The organism is Labilithrix sp. (assembly GCA_019637155.1).
Taxonomy (GTDB): domain Bacteria; phylum Myxococcota_A; class Polyangia; order Polyangiales; family Polyangiaceae; genus Labilithrix.
The window spans coordinates 330,437-352,652 of record JAHBWE010000005.1 but is presented as its reverse complement, the minus strand read 5'-3'; the positions used below and the strand labels follow the sequence as shown (position 1 = coordinate 352,652).

The following is a 22,216-nucleotide window of genomic DNA, read 5'->3' as shown; positions in this document are numbered from 1 at the left end:
TGGGCTACGAACGGTATCGAGAGAAGCTCCATGGCGAAACAGCGCGTTTTCATCTCCGGTGTCGCGGGCTTCCTCGGGAGCCACCTCGCGGATGCGTTCCTCGCGGACGGTCACGAGGTCGTCGGCGTCGACAACATGATCGGCGGATACCTGGACAACGTCCCGAGCGGCGTCGAGTTCTATCAGTACGACTGCAACGACTTCGGCAAGCTGAAGGACCACATGCGCGGCGTAGACCTCGTCTACCACTGCGCAGCGACGGCCTACGAAGGGCTCTCCGTCTTCTCGCCGCACATGATCACGCAGAACATCGTGACGGCGTCGACGGGCATGATCACCGCCGCGATCGCGAACAAGGTGAAGCGGTTCGTGATGTGCTCGTCCATGGCGCGCTACGGAACGAACAAGGTCCCATTCACCGAGGACATGACGCCGAAGCCGCAAGATCCGTACGGCATCGGCAAGTACACGTCGGAGCTCATCCTCCAGAACCTCGCGGAGGTTCACGGGATGCAGTGGGTCATCGCGGTGCCGCACAACATCGTGGGGCCCCGACAGAAGTACGATGACCCGTATCGGAACGTCGCGAGCATCTTCATCAACATGATGCTCCAGGGGCGGCAACCGTACATCTACGGCGACGGCAACCAGCGCCGCTGCTTCAGCTTCATTTCGGATGACGTCGCGCCGCTCAAGCAGATGGCGCTCGACGACCGTTGCGTCGGCGAGATCATCAACATCGGCCCAGACGACGAGTTCGTCACCATCAACGAGCTCGCCGAGATCACCGCGAAGCTCATCGGCTTCAAGCTGGAGAGCTCTTACACGCGCGGGCGCCCGCAGGAGGTTTACCTCGCGAACTGCTCGGCGGACAAGGCGCGCCGCCTCCTCGACTACAAGCCACGCGTGAAGCTCGAGGACGGCCTTCGGCAGATGATCGACTACATCCGGACGCGCGGTCCGCGACCGTTCAAGTACCACCTCGATCTCGAGATCATCAACGAGAAGACCCCGGACACGTGGTCCAAGCGTCTCTTCTGAGCAAGGACATCCCCGCACCGGCGAGGAGCGCCGAGCCCCGGCGGCTGCGGCTCCTCGTCCTCGCGTCGAAGGCAAGAGGGATCGCGCCCAACCAGCGCTTCCGGCTCGAGCAATGGGCCCCACGCCTCGCGCACCACGAGGGCATCGATCTCGACTTCGCCCCGTTCGAGTCGCCCCGCCTGACGGAGCTGCTCTACCAGAACGGCCGGCGCGCCGAGAAGGCGGCGTGGGTCGTCTATGACTTCGTACGGCGGCTCGCGCCCGTCGTGCGCGCGCGGAGCTATGACGCGGCCGTCGTCGTCCGCGAGGCCGCCCTCCTCGGGCCCGCCGTCTACGAGCGCCTCCTCGGCCTGGAAGGCGTCCCGATGTTCTACGACATCGACGACGCGATCTGGCTCAGCGCGCACCAGAGCGCGGCCTCGAAGGCGAACGGCGTCTTCTCTCGCCTCCACTTCTACGGCAAGACGGCGACCATCTGCCGCCTCGCGAGCGGGGTGCTCGCCGGCAACGAGTACCTCGCGGCGTACGCGCGACGCCGCAACGGCAACGTCTTCGTCGTTCCTACGAGCATCGAGCTGGAGCGTTATCCGATCATCCCGGAGTCTTCCGACCCTCGCTTCGTCGTCGTCTGGAGCGGCTCGCTCCATACGCTGGCGCACTTCGAGCACGCTCGCGAAGCGCTCGAGCGCCTCGCTGCCCGGCGTCCGATCGTCGTGAAGGTGATCTGCAACCGCCCGCCCGATCGCCCGATCGCCGGCGCCGAGAACGTGTTCGTGCCGTGGTCCGAGCACGGGGAGGCGGAGGCGGTCGGCGACGGGCACGTCGGGATCATGCCCCTCCCCGACGACGAATTCGCTCGCGGCAAGTGCGGGCTCAAGGCGCTGCAGTTCATGGCGACGGGCCGCCCCGTCGTCGCGTCACCGGTCGGCATGAACAGCGATCTCCTCGGCGCGGGCGACAACGGCATCCTCGCATCGACGCCGGACGAGTGGGTCGCGGCGCTCGAGCGCCTCGCGACGTCGCCGGAGCTTCGCCGCGCGATGGGCGCCGCCGCGCGGCGGACGATCGAGGAACGCTACTCCGCCGAGGTCGTCTCGAAGCTCTTCGCGCGGGCCGTGCGAACGACGCTCGAGGCCTAGCCGAGCGAGGACGACGTGCTCGAAGCGGGGATGACGTTGATCGCGATACTGCTCCTCACGGGGCTCGTCGCGTTCGTCGCCGCGCGCTTCGAGCGAAGCATGCGTCGCTGGATCTGGCTCGCGTTCGTCGAGTACCTCGTCGCGTCGGCAGCGCAGATGCTCTACACGCGCGTCATCTACAGCGGCGGCGACGCCCTCTTGTACCTGTCGACCGGCGTCCAGATCTCGACGCTCCTGGACGTCAACTTCTCCTTCGTCGCGCCCGAGGTGCTAGCCCTCCTCTTCCAGAGACCGAGCATGTTCGACGAGGTCGTCTACGGAGGCGGCGGTCGAAACACGTCCTCGATGCACGCGATCGCGACGATCATCGTCTACGTCTTTCGCGGCTCGACGTACGCCGCGAACGTCTTCGTCGCGGGTCTCTCGTTCCTCGGCGCGACCGCGATCTTCGCCGCGTGTCGGGCGGCCGCGCGCGAGATCCCTTGGCAGCGAATCTTCCTCGCGACCGTCATCTTTCCGTCGGTCGCCTTCTGGACCGCGACCTTCAACAAGGAGGCGTTCGCGCTCATGGGGATCGGCGCGCTGCTTACGGCGTGGCGCGGCTTCTTTCAGAGACGCTGGCTCCTGCTCGTGCTCTCAGCGCCGGTCGGTTTCACGCTGCTCTACCTGTTTCGGGCTCCGGCGCTCGCGCCGCTCTTCGTCGGCTTCGCGGTGCACTACGTCGCCGAGCGCGGCGGCGGCGTCGGTGAAAAGGCGGCGCGGCTGCGACCCGCGTACGTGCTCCTCGGCGTGCTCGCGCTCGCGGTGGGCATGCTGGCCCTGACGCGCCTGATCCCGTCCCTCGGCGTCGCGAACCTCGGGGAGACGGTCGCCACCCAGCAGCGTGCGTGGACGACCGCCGGCGGCACATCAACGTTCGCGATGGACGATGGCGAGGTACCGCAGTCCTTTGGCGGGCAGCTCCTCCGCATTCCGATCGGGCTCTTCAACGCACTCCTCCGTCCGCAGCTCTTCGACGTCCACAACGTGTCCGCGCTCGTGAGCGCGGTCGAGATGACCTTCATCACCTATCTCCTCCTGAGAGCGGTGAAGGTCCATGGCTTCCGCGGCGTCATCGCGCACGTGCAGCGCTCGCCGTTCCTCCTGATGTGCTTCGTCGTGACGCTCATCGGCTGCGCGTTCGTCGGGCTCGTGACCTTCAACTTCGGCAGCCTCGCGCGCTACCGCGTGCCGTTCCTTCCGTTCTACGGGTGTCTCCTGAGCGGCATCGCCGATCGCGTCGCCGCGCCGGCCCGCGCACGAACCACCGCGAACCCGGCGCTCGTCGAGCTCGCGCGTCGCCGCGGTCGGCGCGCTGCGTGAAGCGACCTCAGTGCACGCCGTTGATGACGAGCGGCACGCGTGAGCGGAAGCGGAAGCTCGTGACGTTGGCGCCCCGCAGGACGCGCTCCGCTTCCTGCCACGTCATCGGCGAGTCGAAGCGCGGGGAGAGCATGTCGAACGTATCGAGGATGGCCTCGTTGTAGCGCTGCTCCTCCGTGAACCCCTTCTCGTCGACGTAAACGGCGACCGGTACGACGAACTGCGCGAGGCGGCCGAGCCCGCGGATGCGGAACACGCGATCGGCGACGGGGAAGACGACGGGCATGACCGCCTTGATTCCATCGAGGAGGAGGTCCGACGGGAGCCGGCGCGTCAGCGGCCGGATGAGATACTTCGCGTTCAGCTTCGTCCACGGGCGGCGCGCGTAGATCGAGAACGCGAAGCGGCCTCCTGGACGGACGCATCCGACGACGGTCGAGAGTCCGCCTTCCGGATCCGGCGTGTGCTGGAGCACGCCGATCGAATACGCGAAGTCGAACGCCCCGGGCTTGAACGGCGGCTCGAGCAAGCTCGCCTGGACGAGCTCCGCGCGCGGGTAGGCCGCGAGCGTCTCCTTCGCGGCGTCGACCGCCGACGACATGTCGAGCCCGACGACCCGCCCGCCGTAGCGCGCCGCGATTTCGGCGAAGCGCCCTGCGCCGCAGCCTGCGTCGAGGACCAGCTTGCCGTCGAGATCGTCACGCGACCACCCGGTCTCGGTCGTGAAGCGCTTCTCCGAGTAGGCGGCCCCCGTCGCGCTGTCGAGCTGCGTCGTGCGAAACAGGTTCCACTGCTTGCCGAACGTGTCGGTGTAGCCCGTCTTCGGGACGAAGCGAGGAATGCCGTCGACGATCGGATACACCGCGCCGGTGTCGGTGGCGACGAGCTCGCCCTCGTCGATGACGTCGCCCGTGTGCCGCGTGACCTTCAGCTCGAGGCGAGCGCCGGTCGTCGGCGCAGCCAGGATCTCGAGGAGCGACTCGCGCACGACGGATGCTTAGCAGCGTCACCGTGGTCGGGCAATCCTGGCCGCGACCAGCATCGCGCCGCTCCGCAGCGCCGCGCTGAACACGCGCGCCGCAACGAGCCCGGCGAGCCCGAAGCGCGGCAACAGCAGGATCGAGAGGCCCGTCCCGAGGACGGCCGTGACGGTCGTGACGATGGGAATGAGCCCGGTGCGGCCGACGTAGAAGATGTAGTTCGTGGCCGGGTAGTAGAGAGAGTCGAGGATGTAGCCGAGCCCCATGAACGGAAGCAGCGCGAGCGCACCGAGGAACTTCGGTCCGACGAGAAGCGGCAAGAGCGGCGCGCCGGCGAGGATCGCGAGCCCGGGCAGTGTGGCCGCGAGGAGGTACTGGCGTGTCAGCCTGCCGATCGACCGATACGCCGCTTCGGGCCCCTCTTCTCGATAGAGCTCACCGTACCGTGCCGCCTCGGCGCTGTTCCACGAGGTGATGACCATCGGGATCGGCGAGAGGATCTGGACCGCGAGGTAGTACTTACCGAGCTCCGCGCCCGCGCCGTACGCGGTCAGGACCCACCGGTCGGCCGTGACTTGCAGCCACCCCGCCACGAAGTGGGGAACGAACATGATCGAGAACGCGAGCGCCGCACGGGTCTCCCCGATGACGTCCCGCGCGGGGAGCCGCAAGAGCACGAAGAGGACGGCGAAGACGCCGAGGGCCGCTTGAGAGAGGACGACCGACTCGAGCGCGCCGTCGAGCGCGCGGCGTAACCCGAGGACGAGGAGGAGCCCCGACGACGTCGAGAGGACGAACCCGAAGAGCTGGAGGAGCACCGCCGGGACCGGCCGTTGCACGGCGCGGTAGTAGAGGTCGGGCACCATCGCGAACGCCGCCGGAACGCCGGCCGCGACGACGAGCAGGAGATGCCGGCGCGTGACACCGAAGAGCGACGAATCGACGCCGAGGTGGATCGCGACAGCCAGAGCGCCGAGGAGCACGAGGACGACGACCATCATCCCGCGCGCGACGGCGCCCATCTTCCGCTCGCCTTCGGCGCGGTCGTCGGTGCCGAAGTAGACGCGAGAGAGCCCTGCGGTCAGCCCGAGCGACGCGCACGTGGGCAGGAGCTGGAGCATCCCCGTCGCGATCGAGTATTCGCCGTAGTCGTCCGGCGTCAGCCGCCGCGTGTAGAGGGGGATGAGCGCGACGCCCGCGATGCGCGAGAGGAGCGCTCCGGCGAGGTAGATCGCCGCGTGCGAACGGACGAGGGTTCGCGCGCGCCGCCACGCGCCGCTGAGCACGGCCGAAAGTCGCGACGCGCGTGCGTGCATGGCGGCGAGGCCGAGGACGGTAGTCCCGAACCGGCGTCGTGCCAAGCTCGCCACCCGATGCTATGCACGTTCGCGAATGCTGCATCAGCGCCGCGTGCTCGCCATCGTCGCCGGGCGTGGAGGTTCGAAGGGGCTCCCGGGAAAGAACGTGGCCTCGTGCGGAGGCCGCCCGCTCGTCGAGTGGTCGGTCGCGGCCGCCCGCGCCTCGCGCCACGTCGATCGCGTGATCGTCACGACGGACGACGACGCGATCCGCGCGGCAGCCGTCGCCGCCGGCGCGGAGGCTCCTTTCGTCCGCCCGCCGGAGCTCGCATCGGACAGCGCGAAGATGGACGCCGTCGTGCTCCACGCGCTCGACGCCGTCGGGGGGGGATTCGAGATCGGCGTCCTCCTCCAGGCGACCTCGCCGCTGCGAACCGGCGCCGACATCGACGGCGCGCTCGCGCTGATGGACCGCCTCGGCCGCTCGAGCGTCGTCGCGGTGACCGAGCCGGGCAAGTCGCCGTACTGGATGTACACGCTCGCCGACGGCGATCGTCTCGTGCCGCTGTTTCCGGACCTCCCTACCGGCCTACAGCGGCAAGCGCTGCCGAAGGCGTACGTCCCGAACGGCGCGGTCTACGGCTTCGACGTCGCTTGGTTCCGCGAGCAGCGCATGTTCGTCGGCCCCGAAACGGCGGCGTACGTCATGGCTCCCGAACGCAGCGTCGACGTGGACGGACCGCTCGATCTCCTCGTCGCCGACGCGCTCCTCAGCCGGCGTTGAACGGCCGCCCCGGGACGCCGGCCACGCGCTCTCCGTCGGCGACGTCGCGCACCACGACCGTACCCATCGCGACGACCGCCTCGCGTCCGACGCGGACGTGATCCCGGACGCACGCGCCCAGCGCGACCTGCGCGTGGTCTCCGATCTCCGCTCCCCCTCCAATGACGACCCCGGGCCCGAGGTGCACGTGGACGCCGACCGCCACGTCATGCTCCACGATCGCCCCCGTATTCACGATCGCGTGGGCGCCGATCCTCGCGCCGGAGTTGACGACCGCGCGTGCGAGGATCACGGCTCCAGGCGCGATGGTCGCCGTCGGCGAGACGACCGCGCTCGGATGGATGACCGCGGCGAGCGTGGCGTCGCGGTAGCACCCGAGCGCGCGCAGACGTGAGGTCGCTGGGCGGCCGATCGTCAGACCGATCCCGAGCACGACCGCCGCCCCCGAGCCCGAGGCGACGTACGCGTCGTCGTCCCCCAGCCAGCGGACGCCGAGACGCTCGCTCGTCTCGACGACGGCGGCGACGTCGGTGTAGCCCACCACGCTCCACTGCCCGGAGAGCTGCGCGGCCTCGATGACCACGCGGGCGTGCTCACCCCCACCGACGACGACGAGCTCACGCTTCAAGACGCACCCTCGAGGCGGTGACGCTTGATCGGCGGCCGCGGAGGCCGCCACGCGCGCAGGATGTCGACGATGCGCTCGGCGGCGTGCCCGTCGCCGAAGGTGGCCTTGCTCGCCGCCGCGATCGAGGCGCGGAATGCCGGATCGAGAGCGCGCGCGAGCGCGGCGCAGACGGCGGTGGCGTCCGGCGGCGCATCGAGCACGTTCGGCGCACGAACGCGCCCGCCTTGCCGGGTGCCGACGTTCACGGCAGGGAGCGCGACCGCAGGCGCCTCGATGATCGCGCTCGAGCTGTTTCCGAGGATCGCGTCGGCTTCGCGGAGGAGCGACCAGTAGAAGCGCTCGCCGAGGGCCTCGGCCGCGGCACGGCGCGGCTTCTCGGCGGCCGCGCGCAAGGCAGAGCGGATCGCCGCCGCGCCGGGGTCGTTGTTCGGCAACGTGATCACGTAGGTCGCGGGCGTCGCGTCCATCGCCTCGAGGAGAGAACGCAGCTCGAGGTCCGACGCGCCGAGCGTCGTCGGGTGGAGGGTCACGATCACGACCGGCGGCTCGAGCGTGATGCCGAGCCGCTCCTCGAGCGCGGCGCGATCCGGAAGGTCGTCGCGGTTCAGGTTGTCGAGACCGGGGGCCCCGACGACGTGAACGGTGGCAGGGTCCTCTCCCATCGCCAGCACACGCGCGGCGTACCGTGGGTGCGCGACGAGGTGGAGATGCGCGAGCTTCGTGATCGCGTGGCGCAGCGCGTTGTCGAACGCGCCCTCCGTCTCCTCGCCGCCGTGGAGGTGCACGACGGGCACGAGGTGGAGCGTCGCGGCGACGGCGGCGCTGATCGTCTCGAAGCGATCGCCGACGAGGAGGAGCGCGGCCGGCGGATGCGCGGCGAGCTCTTCACCGACGAGACGAAGAGCGACGGCGGCCTCTTCGTGGATCGACCGGCCGTCCTCGATCCACGGCAGCCGCGCCGCCGGAGGAAAGCCGTCCTCCTCCATGAGGCGCGCGCTCGCGCCGTGAAAGGAAGAGAGCGCCATTCCTCCCGCCACGATCCGCGCGGGCGTCCCGGCGGCGCGGAGGTGACGGCACGTGCTCCGGAGGATCCCCCAGTCCTGCCTTCCGGTCGTGAGGACGGTGAACACGAGGTTATCCGCGAAGGAACCGGCGGACGACGGCGAGACCGACCAGGCCGCTCATCTCGGGATGGAACTGGACGCCGACGACGTTGTCGCGCGCGACGGCGGCGGTGAGACGAGCCCCCCCGTAATCGACCTCGGCGAGGCGATCCGCGGCGTTCGTCGGCTCCGCGGCGTACGAGTGAACGAAGTAGACCATCGGCCGTTGGTCCTGGAGACCGTCGAGCGGCGTCTCCTTCCACGGACGCGACTCGACGAGCGCGTTCCACCCGACGTGCGGGACCTTCGCGCCGGCGCCGACGACGATCCGCACGACGGTCCCGGGGATGCGCCCGAGGCCGACGGTGTGCCCGAACTCGACGCTCGCGCCGAGGAGGAGCTGCATGCCGAGGCAGATCCCGAGGAGCGGGCGCCCGCGGTCCATGTACCGGTGCAGCGGCTCGACGAGGCCGCGCCCGTCGAGCTCGCGCATCCCGTCGGCGAAGGCGCCGACGCCTGGGAGGACGACGCGCGACGCGTCCTCGAGCTCGGCGCCGTTCGAGGAGACGACGACGTCGCCCCCCTCGTGCCGGAGCGCCTTGATGACGCTGTAGAGGTTACCGAGCCCGTAATCGAGGACGACGACGCGGGTCACGAGCGCACCTCGAAGCCACGATCGCGGAGGCCGGCCTTCAACGAGGCGAACGTCTCCATGTCGTAGTGGAGCACGCTCGCGAGCGCGACGGCGTCGGCCCCGCGTTCGAGCGCGCTCGCGATGTCGTCGACCTTCCCCGCCCCACCGCACGCGATGAGGGGCACCGAGAGCTTCGCGCCGACCGCGGCGACGAGCTCGAGGTCGAAGCCTCGTCGCGTCCCCTCACGGTCGACGCTCGTGAGCAGCACCTCTCCAGCTCCGAGGTCGCAAGCTTCCTGGATCCACTCGACGACGTCGCGCCCGGTCCGCTCGCGCCCGTTGTCGGTGTACGCCTCCCAGCCCGTGCCCTTCGCGCGCCGCTTCGCCTCGACGGAGAGGACGATGCACTGCGAGCCGAACGTCCGCGCGGCTTCGCGGATCAGCTCCGGCCTTCGGATCGCGGCGGTGTTGATCGCGACCTTGTCCGCGCCCGCGCGAAGGAGGCGATGAACGTCGTCGACGCTGCGAATGCCGCCGCCGACGGTGAGCGGGACGAAGATGCGCTCGGCCGTCGCCGAGACGAGCTCGGTGAGGCTGTTGCGCTCGTAGAGGCTCGCGACGACGTCCATGTAGACGAGCTCGTCGGCGCCGCCCTCGTAGTACGCTGGCGCGCGCTCGCCGGGATCGCCGACGACGCGAAACCCCTCGAGGTGGATGCCCTTCACGAGGCCCTGCGGCGCCTTGATGTCGAGGCGCGCGATGAGACGAGGTACGCTTCCAGGAGGCCGGCTCGGCGCCTCAGGCATGAGGCCTACTACGTACCGCGGCCGCGGCCCGAACAGCAAGGACTGCCTGGAGACGCAAATGGCGCGACCGAAGACGTTCATCATCGCGGAGGCCGGCGTGAACCACAACGGCTCCGTCGATCTCGCGCGCAGGCTGATCGACGAGGCCGCCGCCGCCGGCGCCGACGCGGTGAAGTTCCAGGCGTTCCGCGCCGAGAAGCTCGTCAGCGCGCGCGCACCGAAGGCCGACTACCAGCGCGTCACGACCGCGGAGGGCGAGAGCCAGCACGCGATGCTCGAGCGCCTGCAGCTGGCGCCGCGCGACTTCGCAGACCTCGCCGCGCACGCGCGGGCGCGCGGGATCGAGTTCATGTCGACGCCGTTCGACGAGGAGAGCTTGGGACTCCTCGTCGAGCTCGGCGTCGGACGGCTCAAGCTCGGGTCCGGTGACATCACCCATCGTCCTCTCCTCGAGGCTGCGGCGCGGACTGCGCTCCCTCTCATCCTCTCCTCCGGCATGAGCACGCTCGGCGACATCGAGGACGCGCTCGGCGTGCTTGCGTCGACCTACCTCGCGAAAGCGCTCCGCCCCCGCGACGCGCTGTCGAGCGACGAGGGCCACGCGGCCCTCGTCAGCCGCGTGTCGCTCCTCCATTGCACGACCGAGTACCCGGCGCCGATCGAGGAGACGAACCTCCGCGCGATCGAGACGCTCGCCCGCGCGTTCGGTCTCCCGGTCGGCTACTCCGACCATACGGACGGCCTCGTCGCATCGATCGCGGCGGTCGCCCTCGGCGCGAGCATCATCGAGAAACATTTCACGACCGACAAGGCGCTGCCTGGTCCCGACCACCGGGCCTCGCTCGCACCCGCGGAGCTGGGCGAGCTCGTCCGCAGCATCCGCGCGGTCGAGCTCGCGCTCGGTGACACCCGCAAGCGGGTCGGCAGCGCGGAGCGCCGTAACGTCGATGCGGCACGGCGCAGCATCGTCGCGCGCGTGCCGATCGCAGCCGGCACGCGCTTCGTGGCCGACATGCTGGCGATGAAGCGTCCGGGCGGCGGCCTCTCTCCGATGCGCGTCGAAGAGCTCATCGGCCACATCGCGACCCGCGACTATGCGGTCGACGACGCGATCGAGCTCTGATCCTCGTGAACGTCCAGCGCGCTCGGCGCACCCACCATGTCGGCCGATGGACCGCGGGACCTCGCCGCGTTATAGAACCGCCGATCCGCCCGGAGCCCCTATGTCCGAGACTTTTCCTGCCTTCTACGGCCTTCCGTCCACCGTACGGTTCTGCACGCGGTGCGTGATGTCGAATCAGCGCCCGAACTCCGCCGTCGAGTTCGAGCATACGAAGGACACGAAGAAGGAGGTCCTCGCGCTCGATGCCGAGGGCGTCTGCGACGCCTGCCGCGTGGCCGAGAAGAAGAAGTCGATCGACTGGGTGGAACGGGACCGCGAGCTCCGCGCACTCTGCGACAGGTACCGGCGCAACGACGGAAAGTACGATTGCCTCGTCCCGGGCTCCGGCGGCAAGGACAGCTTCTACGCGGCGTACAAGCTCAAATACGAGTACGGGATGCACCCGCTCACGTGCACCTGGGCACCGCACATCTACACGGAGTGGGGATGGCGCAACCAGCAGGGCTGGATCCACGCCGGGTTCGACAACTACCTCATGACGCCGAACGGCCGGACGCAGCGGCTGCTCACGCGCCTCGCGGTCGACAACCTCTTCCATCCCTTCCAGCCGTTCATTCTCGGCCAGAAGAACCTCGCCCCGAAGCTAGCCACCCTCTTCGACATCCCGCTCGTCTTCTACGGCGAAAACGAGGCGGAGTACGGCAACGCGATCAAGGACTTCGGTCAGGCGAAGCGCGACTACAGGTACTACGCCCTAGGCGATCCGGACCGCGTCTTCCTGAGCGGAACGTCGCTCACGGAGCTCGATCGACGCTTCGGCCTCGGCGCCGTGGACGTCGCCCCCTACCTTCCCGAGGATCCCGAGCGACTCGCTCAGAAGAAGGTCGAGGTTCACTACCTCGGCTACTACCTGAAGTGGCACCCGCAAGCCTGCTACTACTGCGCGGTCGAGAACGGGAACTTCGAGGCCTCGCCCGAGCGGACCCCCGGCACGTACAGCAAGTACAACTCGATCGACGATCGGATCGACGACCTTCACTACTGGACGACCTGGATCAAGTTCGGCCTCGGCCGCGCCTCGTACGACGCCGCCCAGGAGGTGCGTTCGGGGGACGTCACGCGCGACGAGGCGGTCGCGCTGGTGCGACGATTCGACGGCGAGTTCCCGGACCGCTTCGCGGACGAGCTCTTCCAGTACCTCACGATCGACGAGAAGACCTTCCCGCGCGCTCACGCGGAGCTCGCGCGACCGGTGATGACGAAGGAGAGCTTCCTCGCGCTCGCCGACGAGTTCCGCTCGCCTCATCTCTGGAGGAAGGACGGCGACACGTGGAAGCTCCGACACAACGTCTGGGAGGCTGCTGCGTAAATGTCGAGCGCCGCGCTTCGCCACCCGTGGCAGGTCTCGATCGAAGGGACGCTGCGCGACGTATTCCTCACGCTCGAACGTGGTGGAATGCGTGTCGCCGTCGCGACGGGTGAACGCGGAGACATCGTCGGCATCATGACCGACGGCGACGCGCGGCGCGCGCTCCTCGGAGGGGCATCGCTCGAGACCCCCCTGACCGGTCTCCTCAACCGCTCGTTCACGGCCGTCGAGCCGAGCCTGAGCCGGACCGCGGTCCTCGACCTCATGCACGCGCGACACCTCGACGCGATCCCGATCGTCGACGAGAAAGGGTTGCTCGTCGGGCTCCATCAGCTCCACGACGTGCTCCGCGCTGACGACCGCGAAAACTGGGCGGTGATCATGGTGGGAGGCCGCGGAACACGCCTCGGCGCGATCACGACGCACCTACCGAAGCCGATGGTGCGCGTCGCGGGACGACCGATCCTGGAGCGCCTGGTCCTTCACCTCGTCGGCTTCGGCGTGCGTCGAATCTTCCTCGCGATCAACTACCTCGGGCACGTCATCGAAGCCCACTTCGGCGACGGCGCTCGGTTCGGCTGCACGATCGAGTACCTGCGCGAGGAGCGGCCCCTCGGTACCGGCGGCGCGCTGTCACTCCTGCCCTCACGCCCGCGCGTCCCGCTCCTCGTCCTCAACGGTGACCTCGTCACGCAGGCGGACCTGGGGTCGATGCTCGACTTCCACGAGAGCGGCGGACAGGCAGCGACGCTCGCGGTCCGCCCGTACTTCCACACCATCCCGTTTGGCTGCGTGGACCTCGAGGACTCCCGCGTCGTGCGCATCGAGGAGAAGCCGCGGCACGGAAGGATCATCAACGCCGGGATGTATGTCCTCTCGCCCGCTGTGCTCGAGCGCGTCCCCCCGGGTGAGGCCTCGATGCCAGGGCTGCTCGAGGCGTGCCTCGCGCACGGCGATCTCGTGCGTGCGTTCGAGATCGAGGAGGACTGGATCGACGTCGGCCAACGCGAGCAGCTCTACGAGGCGCGCGGCGAAGACGCGTAACGGCTCCGCCAACGAGAGGAAAGAGGTCTCATGTCGAGTGTCCTAAAAGGCAATTTCGAAACGAAGAAGAAGGTCGAGGTCGCCGACGCCACCGAGGTACCGGAGACGGTCGAGGCGCGCTTCGAGCGAGAGGCGTTGAAGCGGCTCGGCGGGAGCATCGCGTTCGTCGCGAAGAAGAAGGTCATCTGGGACAAGACCGCACCCGACGCCAAACCGGCGAAGGACGACGAGAAGTGACCGCCGAGAGCTCGGACGCGGACGGCGGCCTCGGCCGCAAGATCGTCGCCGAGCTCGGCGCGCTCACGTGGCACCGTGTCGGTCCAACCTCCGTCGCGAACGCGAAGGACAACTTCGAGCACCGCGCGCGCGGCCGCTCGCTCGCGGCGCTGCGTCGAAGCTCGCTCGGCGAAGGTGACTCGGCGGTCATCGTCGGCGCCGGTCCGAGCATCCGGCGCCATGACCCGGCGCGGTACCTGAAGGACTACCGCGGCACGATCATCTGCACCGACAGCGCGATCCGCTACCTCCTGAAGAACGGAATCGTCCCGCACCTCGTGGTCACCGTCGACTCGCATGCGACGCGGATCGTGCGTTGGTTCGGCGACCCCGAGCTGACGGAGGAGACGCTCCGTAAGGACGACTACTTCCGGCGCCAGGACATGGATGACGCGTTCGCCGCCGAGCTCGAGACGAACCGCGAGGTTCTTGCCCTGCTCGCAGAACACGCGCCGAAGATGAAGATCGCGCTCAGCACGTCGGCCTCCAAGGCCGTCGTCCGGCGCGTCGTCGACTGCGGCATGGACGTCTACTGGTGGAACCCAATGCTCGATGATCCCGACGCGCCCGAGAGCGCGACGCGCGAGATCTTCGAGATGAACGGCTTCCCATGCATCAACGGCGGCGGGAACGTCGGCACGTGCTGCTGGATGATGGCGACCGAGGTCCTCGAAAAGAAGCGCGTCGCGCTCACGGGAATGGACTTCGCCTACTACGAGGACACGCCATACGAGGCGACGCAGTACTATCGGGAAGCGGTCGATCTCGTCGGCAAGGAGAACCTCGGCTCGATCTTCATGCGCCTCCGCAACCCGGACCTGGGCGCCTGGTTTTATACGGACCCCGCGTACATGTGGTACCGCGAGTGCTTCCTCCAAATGGTCGCCGAGTCGGACGCGAAGACGATCAACTGCACCGGCGGCGGGATCATTTTCGGGGACGGGATCACGACGATGCCGCTCGAGGCGTTCGTCGCCGAACTTTCTTAACGGGCACCAGCAACACAAGGAATGCCATGGCCAAGATCCTCTTCGTCAACCCCCTCGTCCGCGAGGAAGACGTCCCGCGTCACGTCCCGTACGGGATCGCGCTCCTCGCGGCCATCGCCATGGAAAAGGGCCACCAGGTCCAAGTTTACGACGAGAACGCCTGGCGAAAGGGCGCGCAGGTGCTGCGCGAGGTGCTCGAGGCCGACGCTTGGGACGTCGTCGCGCTCGGCGGGATCACGACCGCGTACGCGTCGGTGAAGAGCATCGTCCGCGCGGCGCGCGCCTTCGCGCCGAACGCGCTCATCGTGCTGGGGGGAGGGGTCCTCACGTCCCTCCCCCGCGAGATGATGACGTGGCTGCCCGAGGTCGACGTCGGCGTGATCGGGGAGGCGTTCTTGACCTTCCCGGAGGTGCTCGAGCGCGTCGACGCCGGCACGCGCAAGTTCGATGACGTCGCGGGGACCATCTCGCGCCTCGCAGACGGTCGCCTGCACGTCGCCGCGCAGCGTGAGCTCGTGCACGATCTCGACACGCTTCCCTTCCCGGCCTGGGATCTGTTCCCGCTCGAGGAAGTCTACTTCCCCAACAGCCAGGTCCTCTACTCCGAGGCCGGCATGCTGGCCTCGCGTCGACTCGACATCAACGCAAGCTACGGGTGCTCACTCATCTGCCGCTACTGCTACCACCTCGGCATCGCCGGAGACATGCGGTACGTCGAGGAGGAGGACGGGACCACGAACGTCGAGTTCGACCGTCCAGGCGCATACACGCGCTCCATCCGCTACCACTCCCCAGAGTACGTCGTCCGGCTCGCGAAGCACGCTCACGACAAGTACGGCGTCAACTTCATCACGTTCCTCGACGAGAACCTGATGACGATGGACCAGTACTCCGGCCGCGTGTGGATGAAGGAGATCTGCAGGCTCTGGAAGGAGAACGGCCTCCAGCCGGACTATCTCGCGGAAGGCCGCCCGCTCGGCGAGACGTGGAAGGGCGTCCACTGGTCGGGCACGAGCCACGCGACGCTATGCAATCCGGGGATCCTGAAGGAGATGCGCGACGCCGGATGCAGTCATCTCGTGTACGGCTATGAGTCGTTCGCGCCACACGTGATGAAGACGATCGGCAAAGGCGCGACCCCGAAGACGAACATCCGGAGCTTCTTCTGGACGCTCGAGGCCGGTATCCGGCCGATCCCGAACCAGATCATCGGATTCCCGGCGGAGGACTTCGAGTCGATCAGGCTGAACATGGAGGCCTGGAAGACGCTCGGCATCATGGTGAAGCCGTTCTTCGCGACGCCCTACCCGGGGTCCGAGTGGTTCACGGTGAACCGGGCGTCGATCGAGCAGCAGTACGGCGGAGATCTCGAGGCGTTCATCCTCGATCTCGGTGACGCGACGCGGATCTCCGCGGTCATCTCCGTCAACTTCAACGCCGTCGAGCTCCTCGGTCTGCGCGAGATGATGATCCAGTGGGACTATCGCCGCATCGACGAGTACGAGCAGATCTGGCGCAAGAACCACGCGATCCCCGAGGGCGCCCCGTCGACCTTGTTCAAACCGGCGAAGAAGGACGAAGAAGGAGCTTCGGCTCCGCCGAAAATCAGGATCAAGAAGCCCGTCGTGCGCCGACTCCCGACGGTCAACTGACGGGGCTCGAGCCGAGCAGCTCGCCGAGGCGATCTCCGAAGTGGCTCGTCGCGCGCGCGGTCGGCGCGACGCTGACGGCTTCGAGCGCCCGAACCATCTCGTCGCGAGAGGTCACGAAGTTCATACGGCCAGCCGCCTCCACGTCGGGGTAGAACGATGGCGCCTCGGGGTGGAACGTCACCGACGTCACGCCGAACGAGCTCGCCTCGAGGACTGTGCTCGAGAAGCCCGTGACGTGAACGGTCGTGCGAGCGAGAAGGCAGACGAGCGGGAGGCGCGACGAGAGCGTGACGTCGAAACGGCCCGCGCCGAGCCGGTCGAACCGCGCGCGCACCGCGTCCTCTTCGCTCCACATCATGGGATGGATCCGGATCCCCCAAAGGATGTCGGAAGGAGCTTCACGGAGCGCTTGGAGCACCCAGTCCGGTGGCGCATTCGCCGCGCCAGGCTGTAGCGTGACGAGGCCGTACCTCTTCTTGCCGCTCGCGCGCAAGAGCGCGTCGATCTCGTCGCGCGCCTCACTGCACCGCTCCTCCGTCCGTTGGAGCAAGGGACTCCCGCCGACGAGCACACGATGGCTACCTCCGAGGGTCTGGTTCCACGACTCGATGATCGCGGCGTCCGACTCCGACCAGCACCAAAAGTGCGTCGGCATCAGCTCGTACCCGCCGGATGGCGCCCGCGTAATTCCGTCGTAGGCGACATGATTGCGGATCGCACCGTGCTGAACGTCCGCGACCGGCAAGCCCAGATCACGGCAGGCAAGGACGAACGCGAGCCCCTCGAGGACCTGATACGTAACGAGGAGACCGGCGCGCGCGCGCGCGGCGGCGAGCAGGCGACGGAAGAGCCCTCGCAGGAGGAGGAGCGAGCTCACCTGCGACTGCAACGTCGCGAGCGCCGGGAGCTCCGTCGCCGCGCCCTGCCGCGTGAGCCAATCGCGACAGGCAGCGTGGGCCTCGCGCGTGAGCGCCGTCGGCTCAGGGAGTCGTCTCGTGAGCCGTGCGATGGCGTCCAGCGGGTCGTCGACCCCGAGCCATTTGAGCCAGTGGGGGAAGTAGATCGATGGCTCGGCGCGCGGATAGCGGAAGTCTGCCTGAAACGGGAGCTCGATCGAGAGCAGCGCGGCCCCGCGCGCCCGGAGCTCGTCGGCGAACGGGGTCGTGTAGACATTGGTGAAGCGCCCGCGCTCGAGTTGCCTGCAGACGGTGTGCGTGAGGAAGACCACGTCGGCCTGGCGAAGCCGATCGTTGGCGGAGCGGTCCTTCCATGCCGCTTCGACGAGGCGACGTTCCGCGGCGACACGCTGTCGGATCCGCCGAGCGAGTGCCCGTACCTCGCTTTCTTGCTCTTGTGCCGGCGGCGCTGGGATGCCGAGCGCGAACCGCGCGAGGAGCCACGTGTGGATGCCCCCAATCTCCCATCGCTCGCCCTCGAAGCGCTGTTCCGCTTCAATCGCGATGTCGAGCAACTCGCGCGTAGAGGCCATTGACCGAGTCGGTCTAGCACAGCGAACGGTCGAGCATGACCTCTGCCAGCTCGGCGAACCGCGGTACCTTGACGCGCCAGTCGAGGACCCCCTCCGCGAAGCGCCTCATCTGCTGCGCGGCCCCGGGCGCCGACGAGACGCGGGCGGCAAAGTCGAAGAGAGGGTCGAGCGAGAAGACGCTCTCGTCGATCGGCAACCGGAGCGCGAACGGCCAGTCCTCCGGGAGATCCATGTCCTCGTACCCGAGCACGGTCGGGAGCCCGCGAGCGACGTATTCTCGCGTCTTCAACACCGCCGCCTGCCGGAGCCCGGTTCGAAAGAAGGCGAGCGTGCTGATCGCGAGGGTACCTTGCGCGAGCACACGATCGAGCGCCTCGCCGTGGAGCATCCCGTGATGGCGAATCGTCACGTTCCCGAAGACCTCTCGCGTCCCGGCCGGGTTCGATCCGCGCCCCACCATGTCGAGGACGACGCGGCGGCGGCCGCGATACGCCTCGAGGCTCTTCCGCAGTCGATCCGTCCCGTGCCACAGCGCGTGTGAGCTGGCGAGGAAGACGAGGCGGAGCTCCTCGCCGTCGAAGGGAACGAACCCCGTCGGGGCGACGGTCGACACGTCGACGCCGTTCGCGATCGTGCGCGCCGGCTTGTCGACGCCCGCGCGCGCGAGCTGAAAGTCCCTGATCTCGTCTGTGACGCCGATGATGCCGTCGACCTCTCTGACGATGCGCCTTCCCTGAACCCACTCGAGCCCGGCGCGCGCGAGCATGCCCGGCGACCGCGAGATGGCGAGCTGCTCTCGAACCTCCTTCGCGTGGTGGATCGTCGCGATGCGCGGTCCCTTCGAGCGCGCGCGCACGAACGCGAGTGGATCGAGATCGATGGCGGTCGGATACCGAAGGAAGACGACGTCGTAGGTCTGCAAGACCGGGACTGACGCTACGAGTCGCATCTTCATCAAACGCGCGACGCGCGTCAGCGACGCCGGGATCGGCATGTGCTTGACGAAGCGGACACCATCGACAGTCTCCGATCGAGTCGCGTTCACGACGAAGACGTCGAGCGGAACCCCCGTAGCCACGGCGGCTCGCGCCTGCCCCGCCATCGCCTTGTCGATGCTGACGAACTGCGACCCTACGTCGAGAAGAACGAGCGCGTACCGCACGGTGCTGCGCGAGGCCCGGCGAGTTCGCGGCCCAGGCCGTTCCACGCTATCGTCCGGCCCCGATGGAGGCAAGGCGGACTCGGTGTCCGGTGTGCGAAGCGCCGCCGCGACAGCTCGCGGAGCAGAAGGACGCGTGGCTCTGTCCGCGGTGCGGTCATAGCTTCGTCGGCGCGCTCCCGACGACCGAGCAGCTCGACGAGCTCTACGCGAAGTATCACTACGCGGCCGGCCCCGAACGGGTCCTCCCGAGCTTCCTCGATCGCCTCGTCGTCGATGTCATCGAGTCCTTCTCGCCGCACAGAGAGAACGGGCGCATCCTCGACGTCGGCTTCGGTGACGGCGGCATCCTGCGCGCGGCGAAGAACGCCGGATGGGACGCGCACGGCGTCGAGTTCTCGCGCGCGGCGATCATCGCCGGCATGGCGCGCGGCCTCGGCCCCCTCTACGAGGGAGACTTCCGGACGATCCCCCTCCCCGGCGCGCCCTTCGACGTCGTCGTCATGTCCGAGTTGATCGAACACGTGACGGATCCACCCTCGATGCTCCGGCGAGCGGCCGAGGTGCTCCGTCCGGGCGGGCTGCTCTACATGACGACGCCGCACGGGCGCGGTATCAGCGCCCGCGTCCTCGGCGGGGACTGGTCGGTGCTGTGCCCACCGGAGCACCTTCAGCTCTTCTCGATCCCGTCGATGCGCCGGGCGCTCGTCGCGGCCGGTTTCTCGAAGCCGGTCGTCTACACGCAGGGGGTCCTCCCGCACGAGATCATGGCGAAGGTCCGGCGGGCGCTCCCCGCGCGCGCACGCGCGCAGCAGGCGGAGGCGCGCTTCGACCGCGTCGGCAAGAGCCACGACCTCAACGGCCGGCTCATGGGCACGCGGCGCGGCCGCGCCCTCAAGCACGCCGCCAACACCGTGCTTCGGCTCGCGCAAGTGGGTGATAGTCTTCGGGTCCGGGCCATCCGTTGAGCGCCTGAGCGGCGCGGGCACGGCTCGTGTGTGGCAATCCGCCGCTCCGAACGAAACTTGCCGCGCGCGCAACCAAGTGGCAAAGGTCGGCGGATAGTCATAGGAAACCGCGAAGGTGGAGCAGGATTCGATCGGGGCGGAGGAATCGCGAGCCGAGGGCGGAACTCTAGAGGCCCTCGCGTGGGGGTTCCGCGCCATCGCGAAGCGCTGGCCGATCGTGCTCGCGTTCCTTCTCCTCGGCGTGGGAATCGCGCTCGGTTACTCGAAATCCGTCCCCAACGTGTACGAGGCGGCGACGCTCCTCGAGTTCGATCCCGACGTCATCAAGCCCCTCGGCAACAAGACCGACCCGCTGGTGGGATGGAGCGCGATCTGGGATACGCGCGAGTACTACGAGACGCAGTACCGGCTCATCCAGAGCGATCGCGTGCTCTCCACCGTCGCTCGCGACCTGGGGCTCCAGAACGATCCGGACTTCCTGGGATACCGCCCGACCGCCCCCGTGCCGCTCGAGGGCGCGATCGGCATGGTCCGAGGCTCGATGACCGTCGAGCCGGTCAAGGGCAGCCGCCTCGTCTACATCAAGTTCAAGCACGGTAGGCCGGCACAAGCGCGCCGCTTGTCGGAGGCCGTGGCCCGCGCGTACATCGCGCAGAACCTCGAGAAGATGGTCAGCGCGACCGGCGACACCGTCGTCTGGCTGTCGGGGCAGCTCGATCACTTCAAGCATGAGTTGGAACAGACCGAGAACGCACTCCACGAGTTCAAGAAGGAGAACGATCTACCGTCGAGCACGCTCGACGACCTCTCCAAGATGATCCGGATGGAGATGCAGGAGTACGACAGCGCGCTCACGCGCACGCGGCTCCGGCGCCAAGAGCTCACCGCGCGGCACAAGGAGCTGTCCAAGATCACGACCGACACGCCGGACCAGATCCCCGCGTCCGAGCTCCTCTCGAACGGGCACCTCGCCGGACTTCGCAAGCAGTATCAAGACGCAGAGCGCGAGCGGGCGGAGCTCATCGCCGAGGGGAAGGGCGAGAACTATCCCGCTGTGAAGAAGGCGGATGAGAAAATCGCGCTCTCGCGTACCGCCCTCGTCAACGAGATCCAGACGATTCAACGAGCGGTCGAACGTGACGTCGCGATCATCCAGCAGCAGGAACAAGGCGAGGCCGGACTTTACGAAGAGTCGCGGAAGAAGGCGGTCGACCTCAACCTGAAGGAGCTCGAGTTCCATCGTCTCGACCGGCTCCGCGCGCAGAACGAGAAGCTCTACGCGGTGCTCCTCGAGCAGCTCAAAGAGGCGGACCTCCGCCGGATGATGAACACGAACAACATCCGGCTCATCGATCTCCCGACCGAACCGAAGTCGCCGATCTTTCCGCGCGTCGGGCTCAACGCCGGAATCGGCGCGCTCGTCGGTCTCCTCCTCGGTATCGCGCTCGCCTTCATCCGCGAGACGCTCGACAACACGATCAAAACACCTGAAGACCTCGAGAAGCGGTTCGGTGTCACGTTCCTCGGACTGCTTCCCGAGATGGCGGGAGACGAGCGGGTCGCCGGCGCCGGGTCCAAGAAGAACCGACGCGCGCGTGAGAAATCGAAGCGAGCGCTGCCGCCCGAGCTCATCGTGCACGAGGATCCGACCTCCGGGATCGCCGAAGCGGCTCGATCGCTCCGCACGAACCTCACCTTCATGAACCCGGACAAGCCGTACAAGCGGCTGCTCGTCACGAGCGCGGCGCCGTCCGAGGGGAAGACCACGGTCGCCGTCAGCATCGCCGTCTCGCTCGCGCAGAGCGGGCTGCGGGTCTGCATCCTCGACTGCGATCTCCGCCGCCCGCGCCTCCACCGAATCTTCGGTCGTGCAGGAGACGTCGGCCTCATGAACGTCGTCGTCGGAGAGGCGACGATCGACGAAGCGGCGAAGCCGACGATCGTTCCGAACCTCTCCTGCATTCCGTGCGGGCCAATTCCGCCGAGCTCCGCAGACGTCGTCGGGTCCGAAAAGTTCCGGCACGTGCTCGACGAGCTCGCGACCAAGTTCGACCGAATCGTCCTCGACAGCCCTCCGGTCGTCGCGGTGACGGACTCGGCGATCCTCTCGACCGTCGTGGACGGCGTCGTCGTCGTCGTTCGCGCGCTGAAGACGACGTTCGGTCTCGCGCGGACAGGTCTCCGACAGCTCCGCGACGTCGACGCTCCCATCGCCGGCGCCGTGCTGAACGCAGTCAACCTCAACAAGAACCAGTACTACTACGAGGGCTACTACTACTATCGCCGCGATGGCTACGGGCCGCTCCAAGCGGCAGAGCAGCAGGGCGCACCCCCGCCGAGCGAGACAGCTTCACCGCCCCCGAACTGACGCG

At 68.1% G+C, this 22,216-nt stretch carries 21 protein-coding genes; 13 read left to right on the top strand and 8 right to left on the bottom strand.

Features of this window, described 5'->3' with window-relative positions; translation table 11 throughout:
- Positions 1–30: 30 nt before the first annotated feature.
- From KF837_12480 to KF837_12470, 3 genes are read left to right on the top strand one after another with little or no spacing between them, the layout of a single operon-like run.
- Positions 31–1,041: a GDP-mannose 4,6-dehydratase gene (locus tag KF837_12480; protein MBX3228129.1), complete on the top strand. Its 1,011-nt coding sequence runs from the start codon at positions 31–33 to the stop codon at positions 1,039–1,041.
- Positions 1,020–2,180 (top strand): glycosyltransferase, encoded by a 1,161-nt coding sequence (locus KF837_12475; protein ID MBX3228128.1) that lies wholly within the window; start codon positions 1,020–1,022, stop codon positions 2,178–2,180. Before KF837_12480 ends, KF837_12475 begins: the two co-directional genes overlap by 22 nt.
- A 15-nt stretch (positions 2,181–2,195) precedes the next feature.
- Positions 2,196–3,542, top strand: a complete 1,347-nt coding sequence (locus KF837_12470; protein MBX3228127.1) for a hypothetical protein — start codon at positions 2,196–2,198, stop codon at positions 3,540–3,542.
- A gap of 7 nt (positions 3,543–3,549) precedes the next feature.
- Here KF837_12470 and KF837_12465 read toward each other — a convergent pair whose 3' ends face one another.
- The gene (locus KF837_12465; protein ID MBX3228126.1) at positions 3,550–4,530 is read right to left on the bottom strand and encodes a methyltransferase domain-containing protein; all 981 of its coding nucleotides are present in this window, start codon (positions 4,528–4,530) and stop codon (positions 3,550–3,552) included.
- An 18-nt stretch (positions 4,531–4,548) separates the two neighbouring features.
- The gene (locus KF837_12460; protein ID MBX3228125.1) at positions 4,549–5,808 is read right to left on the bottom strand and encodes a lipopolysaccharide biosynthesis protein; all 1,260 of its coding nucleotides are present in this window, start codon (positions 5,806–5,808) and stop codon (positions 4,549–4,551) included.
- A 106-nt stretch (positions 5,809–5,914) separates the two neighbouring features.
- Here KF837_12460 and KF837_12455 point away from each other — a divergent pair, with 106 nt between their 5' ends.
- Positions 5,915–6,604 carry an acylneuraminate cytidylyltransferase family protein gene (locus KF837_12455; protein MBX3228124.1) on the top strand — a complete coding sequence of 230 codons (690 nt, stop codon included), beginning with the start codon at positions 5,915–5,917 and terminating at the stop codon, positions 6,602–6,604.
- On the opposite strand, the gene KF837_12450 is transcribed toward KF837_12455, so the two are convergent.
- From KF837_12450 to KF837_12435, 4 genes are read right to left on the bottom strand one after another with little or no spacing between them, the layout of a single operon-like run.
- Positions 6,591–7,232 (bottom strand): acetyltransferase, encoded by a 642-nt coding sequence (locus KF837_12450; protein ID MBX3228123.1) that lies wholly within the window; start codon positions 7,230–7,232, stop codon positions 6,591–6,593. The two genes, KF837_12455 and KF837_12450, sit on opposite strands and share 14 nt — an antisense overlap.
- Complete coding sequence (gene neuC / locus KF837_12445) at positions 7,229–8,362, bottom strand: UDP-N-acetylglucosamine 2-epimerase (hydrolyzing) (protein MBX3228122.1); 1,134 nt, start codon at positions 8,360–8,362, stop codon at positions 7,229–7,231. The genes KF837_12450 and neuC overlap by 4 nt, the downstream gene beginning before the upstream one ends.
- Positions 8,363–8,366: 4 nt before the next feature.
- On the bottom strand, positions 8,367–8,990 hold the full coding sequence (gene hisH / locus KF837_12440) for an imidazole glycerol phosphate synthase subunit HisH (GenBank protein ID MBX3228121.1): 624 nt from the start codon (positions 8,988–8,990) through the stop codon (positions 8,367–8,369).
- The gene (locus KF837_12435; protein MBX3228120.1) at positions 8,987–9,775 is read right to left on the bottom strand and encodes an imidazole glycerol phosphate synthase cyclase subunit; all 789 of its coding nucleotides are present in this window, start codon (positions 9,773–9,775) and stop codon (positions 8,987–8,989) included. The genes hisH and KF837_12435 overlap by 4 nt, the downstream gene beginning before the upstream one ends.
- 58 nt (positions 9,776–9,833) lie before the next feature.
- Between KF837_12435 and neuB the strand changes: the two genes are divergently transcribed.
- The 6 genes from neuB (at position 9,834) to KF837_12405 (ending at position 16,228) form a co-directional block, all read left to right on the top strand.
- Complete coding sequence (neuB, locus tag KF837_12430) at positions 9,834–10,898, top strand: N-acetylneuraminate synthase (GenBank protein MBX3228119.1); 1,065 nt, start codon at positions 9,834–9,836, stop codon at positions 10,896–10,898.
- 166 nt (positions 10,899–11,064) lie between these two features.
- A complete protein-coding gene (locus KF837_12425; GenBank protein MBX3228118.1) occupies positions 11,065–12,267 on the top strand; it encodes an N-acetyl sugar amidotransferase in 1,203 nt (400 codons plus the stop codon).
- Positions 12,268–13,311 (top strand): nucleotidyltransferase family protein, encoded by a 1,044-nt coding sequence (locus KF837_12420; GenBank protein MBX3228117.1) that lies wholly within the window; start codon positions 12,268–12,270, stop codon positions 13,309–13,311. It abuts the gene before it with no gap.
- Positions 13,312–13,341: 30 nt separating this feature from the next.
- A complete protein-coding gene (locus KF837_12415; GenBank protein MBX3228116.1) occupies positions 13,342–13,548 on the top strand; it encodes a hypothetical protein in 207 nt (68 codons plus the stop codon).
- On the top strand, positions 13,545–14,576 hold the full coding sequence (locus tag KF837_12410; GenBank protein ID MBX3228115.1) for a DUF115 domain-containing protein: 1,032 nt from the start codon (positions 13,545–13,547) through the stop codon (positions 14,574–14,576). Before KF837_12415 ends, KF837_12410 begins: the two co-directional genes overlap by 4 nt.
- Before the next feature lie 26 nt (positions 14,577–14,602).
- On the top strand, positions 14,603–16,228 hold the full coding sequence (locus KF837_12405; GenBank protein MBX3228114.1) for a cobalamin-dependent protein: 1,626 nt from the start codon (positions 14,603–14,605) through the stop codon (positions 16,226–16,228).
- On the opposite strand, the gene KF837_12400 is transcribed toward KF837_12405, so the two are convergent.
- A complete protein-coding gene (locus KF837_12400; protein MBX3228113.1) occupies positions 16,221–16,883 on the bottom strand; it encodes a hypothetical protein in 663 nt (220 codons plus the stop codon). The genes KF837_12405 and KF837_12400 overlap by 8 nt on opposite strands.
- A gap of 48 nt (positions 16,884–16,931) precedes the next feature.
- On the opposite strand from KF837_12400, the gene KF837_12395 reads away from it, so the two are divergent.
- Positions 16,932–17,720: a hypothetical protein gene (locus KF837_12395; protein MBX3228112.1), complete on the top strand. Its 789-nt coding sequence runs from the start codon at positions 16,932–16,934 to the stop codon at positions 17,718–17,720.
- Between the two features lie 10 nt (positions 17,721–17,730).
- Here the strand turns inward: KF837_12395 and KF837_12390 are convergent, their stop codons facing one another.
- On the bottom strand, positions 17,731–18,795 hold the full coding sequence (locus KF837_12390; protein ID MBX3228111.1) for a glycosyltransferase: 1,065 nt from the start codon (positions 18,793–18,795) through the stop codon (positions 17,731–17,733).
- Positions 18,796–18,968: 173 nt separating this feature from the next.
- Between KF837_12390 and KF837_12385 the strand changes: the two genes are divergently transcribed.
- Both KF837_12385 and KF837_12380 read left to right on the top strand, forming a co-directional pair.
- Positions 18,969–19,844 (top strand): class I SAM-dependent methyltransferase, encoded by an 876-nt coding sequence (locus KF837_12385; GenBank protein ID MBX3228110.1) that lies wholly within the window; start codon positions 18,969–18,971, stop codon positions 19,842–19,844.
- Positions 19,845–19,959: 115 nt separating this feature from the next.
- Positions 19,960–22,212, top strand: a complete 2,253-nt coding sequence (locus KF837_12380) for a polysaccharide biosynthesis tyrosine autokinase (protein ID MBX3228109.1) — start codon at positions 19,960–19,962, stop codon at positions 22,210–22,212.
- Positions 22,213–22,216: the final 4 nt, after the last annotated feature.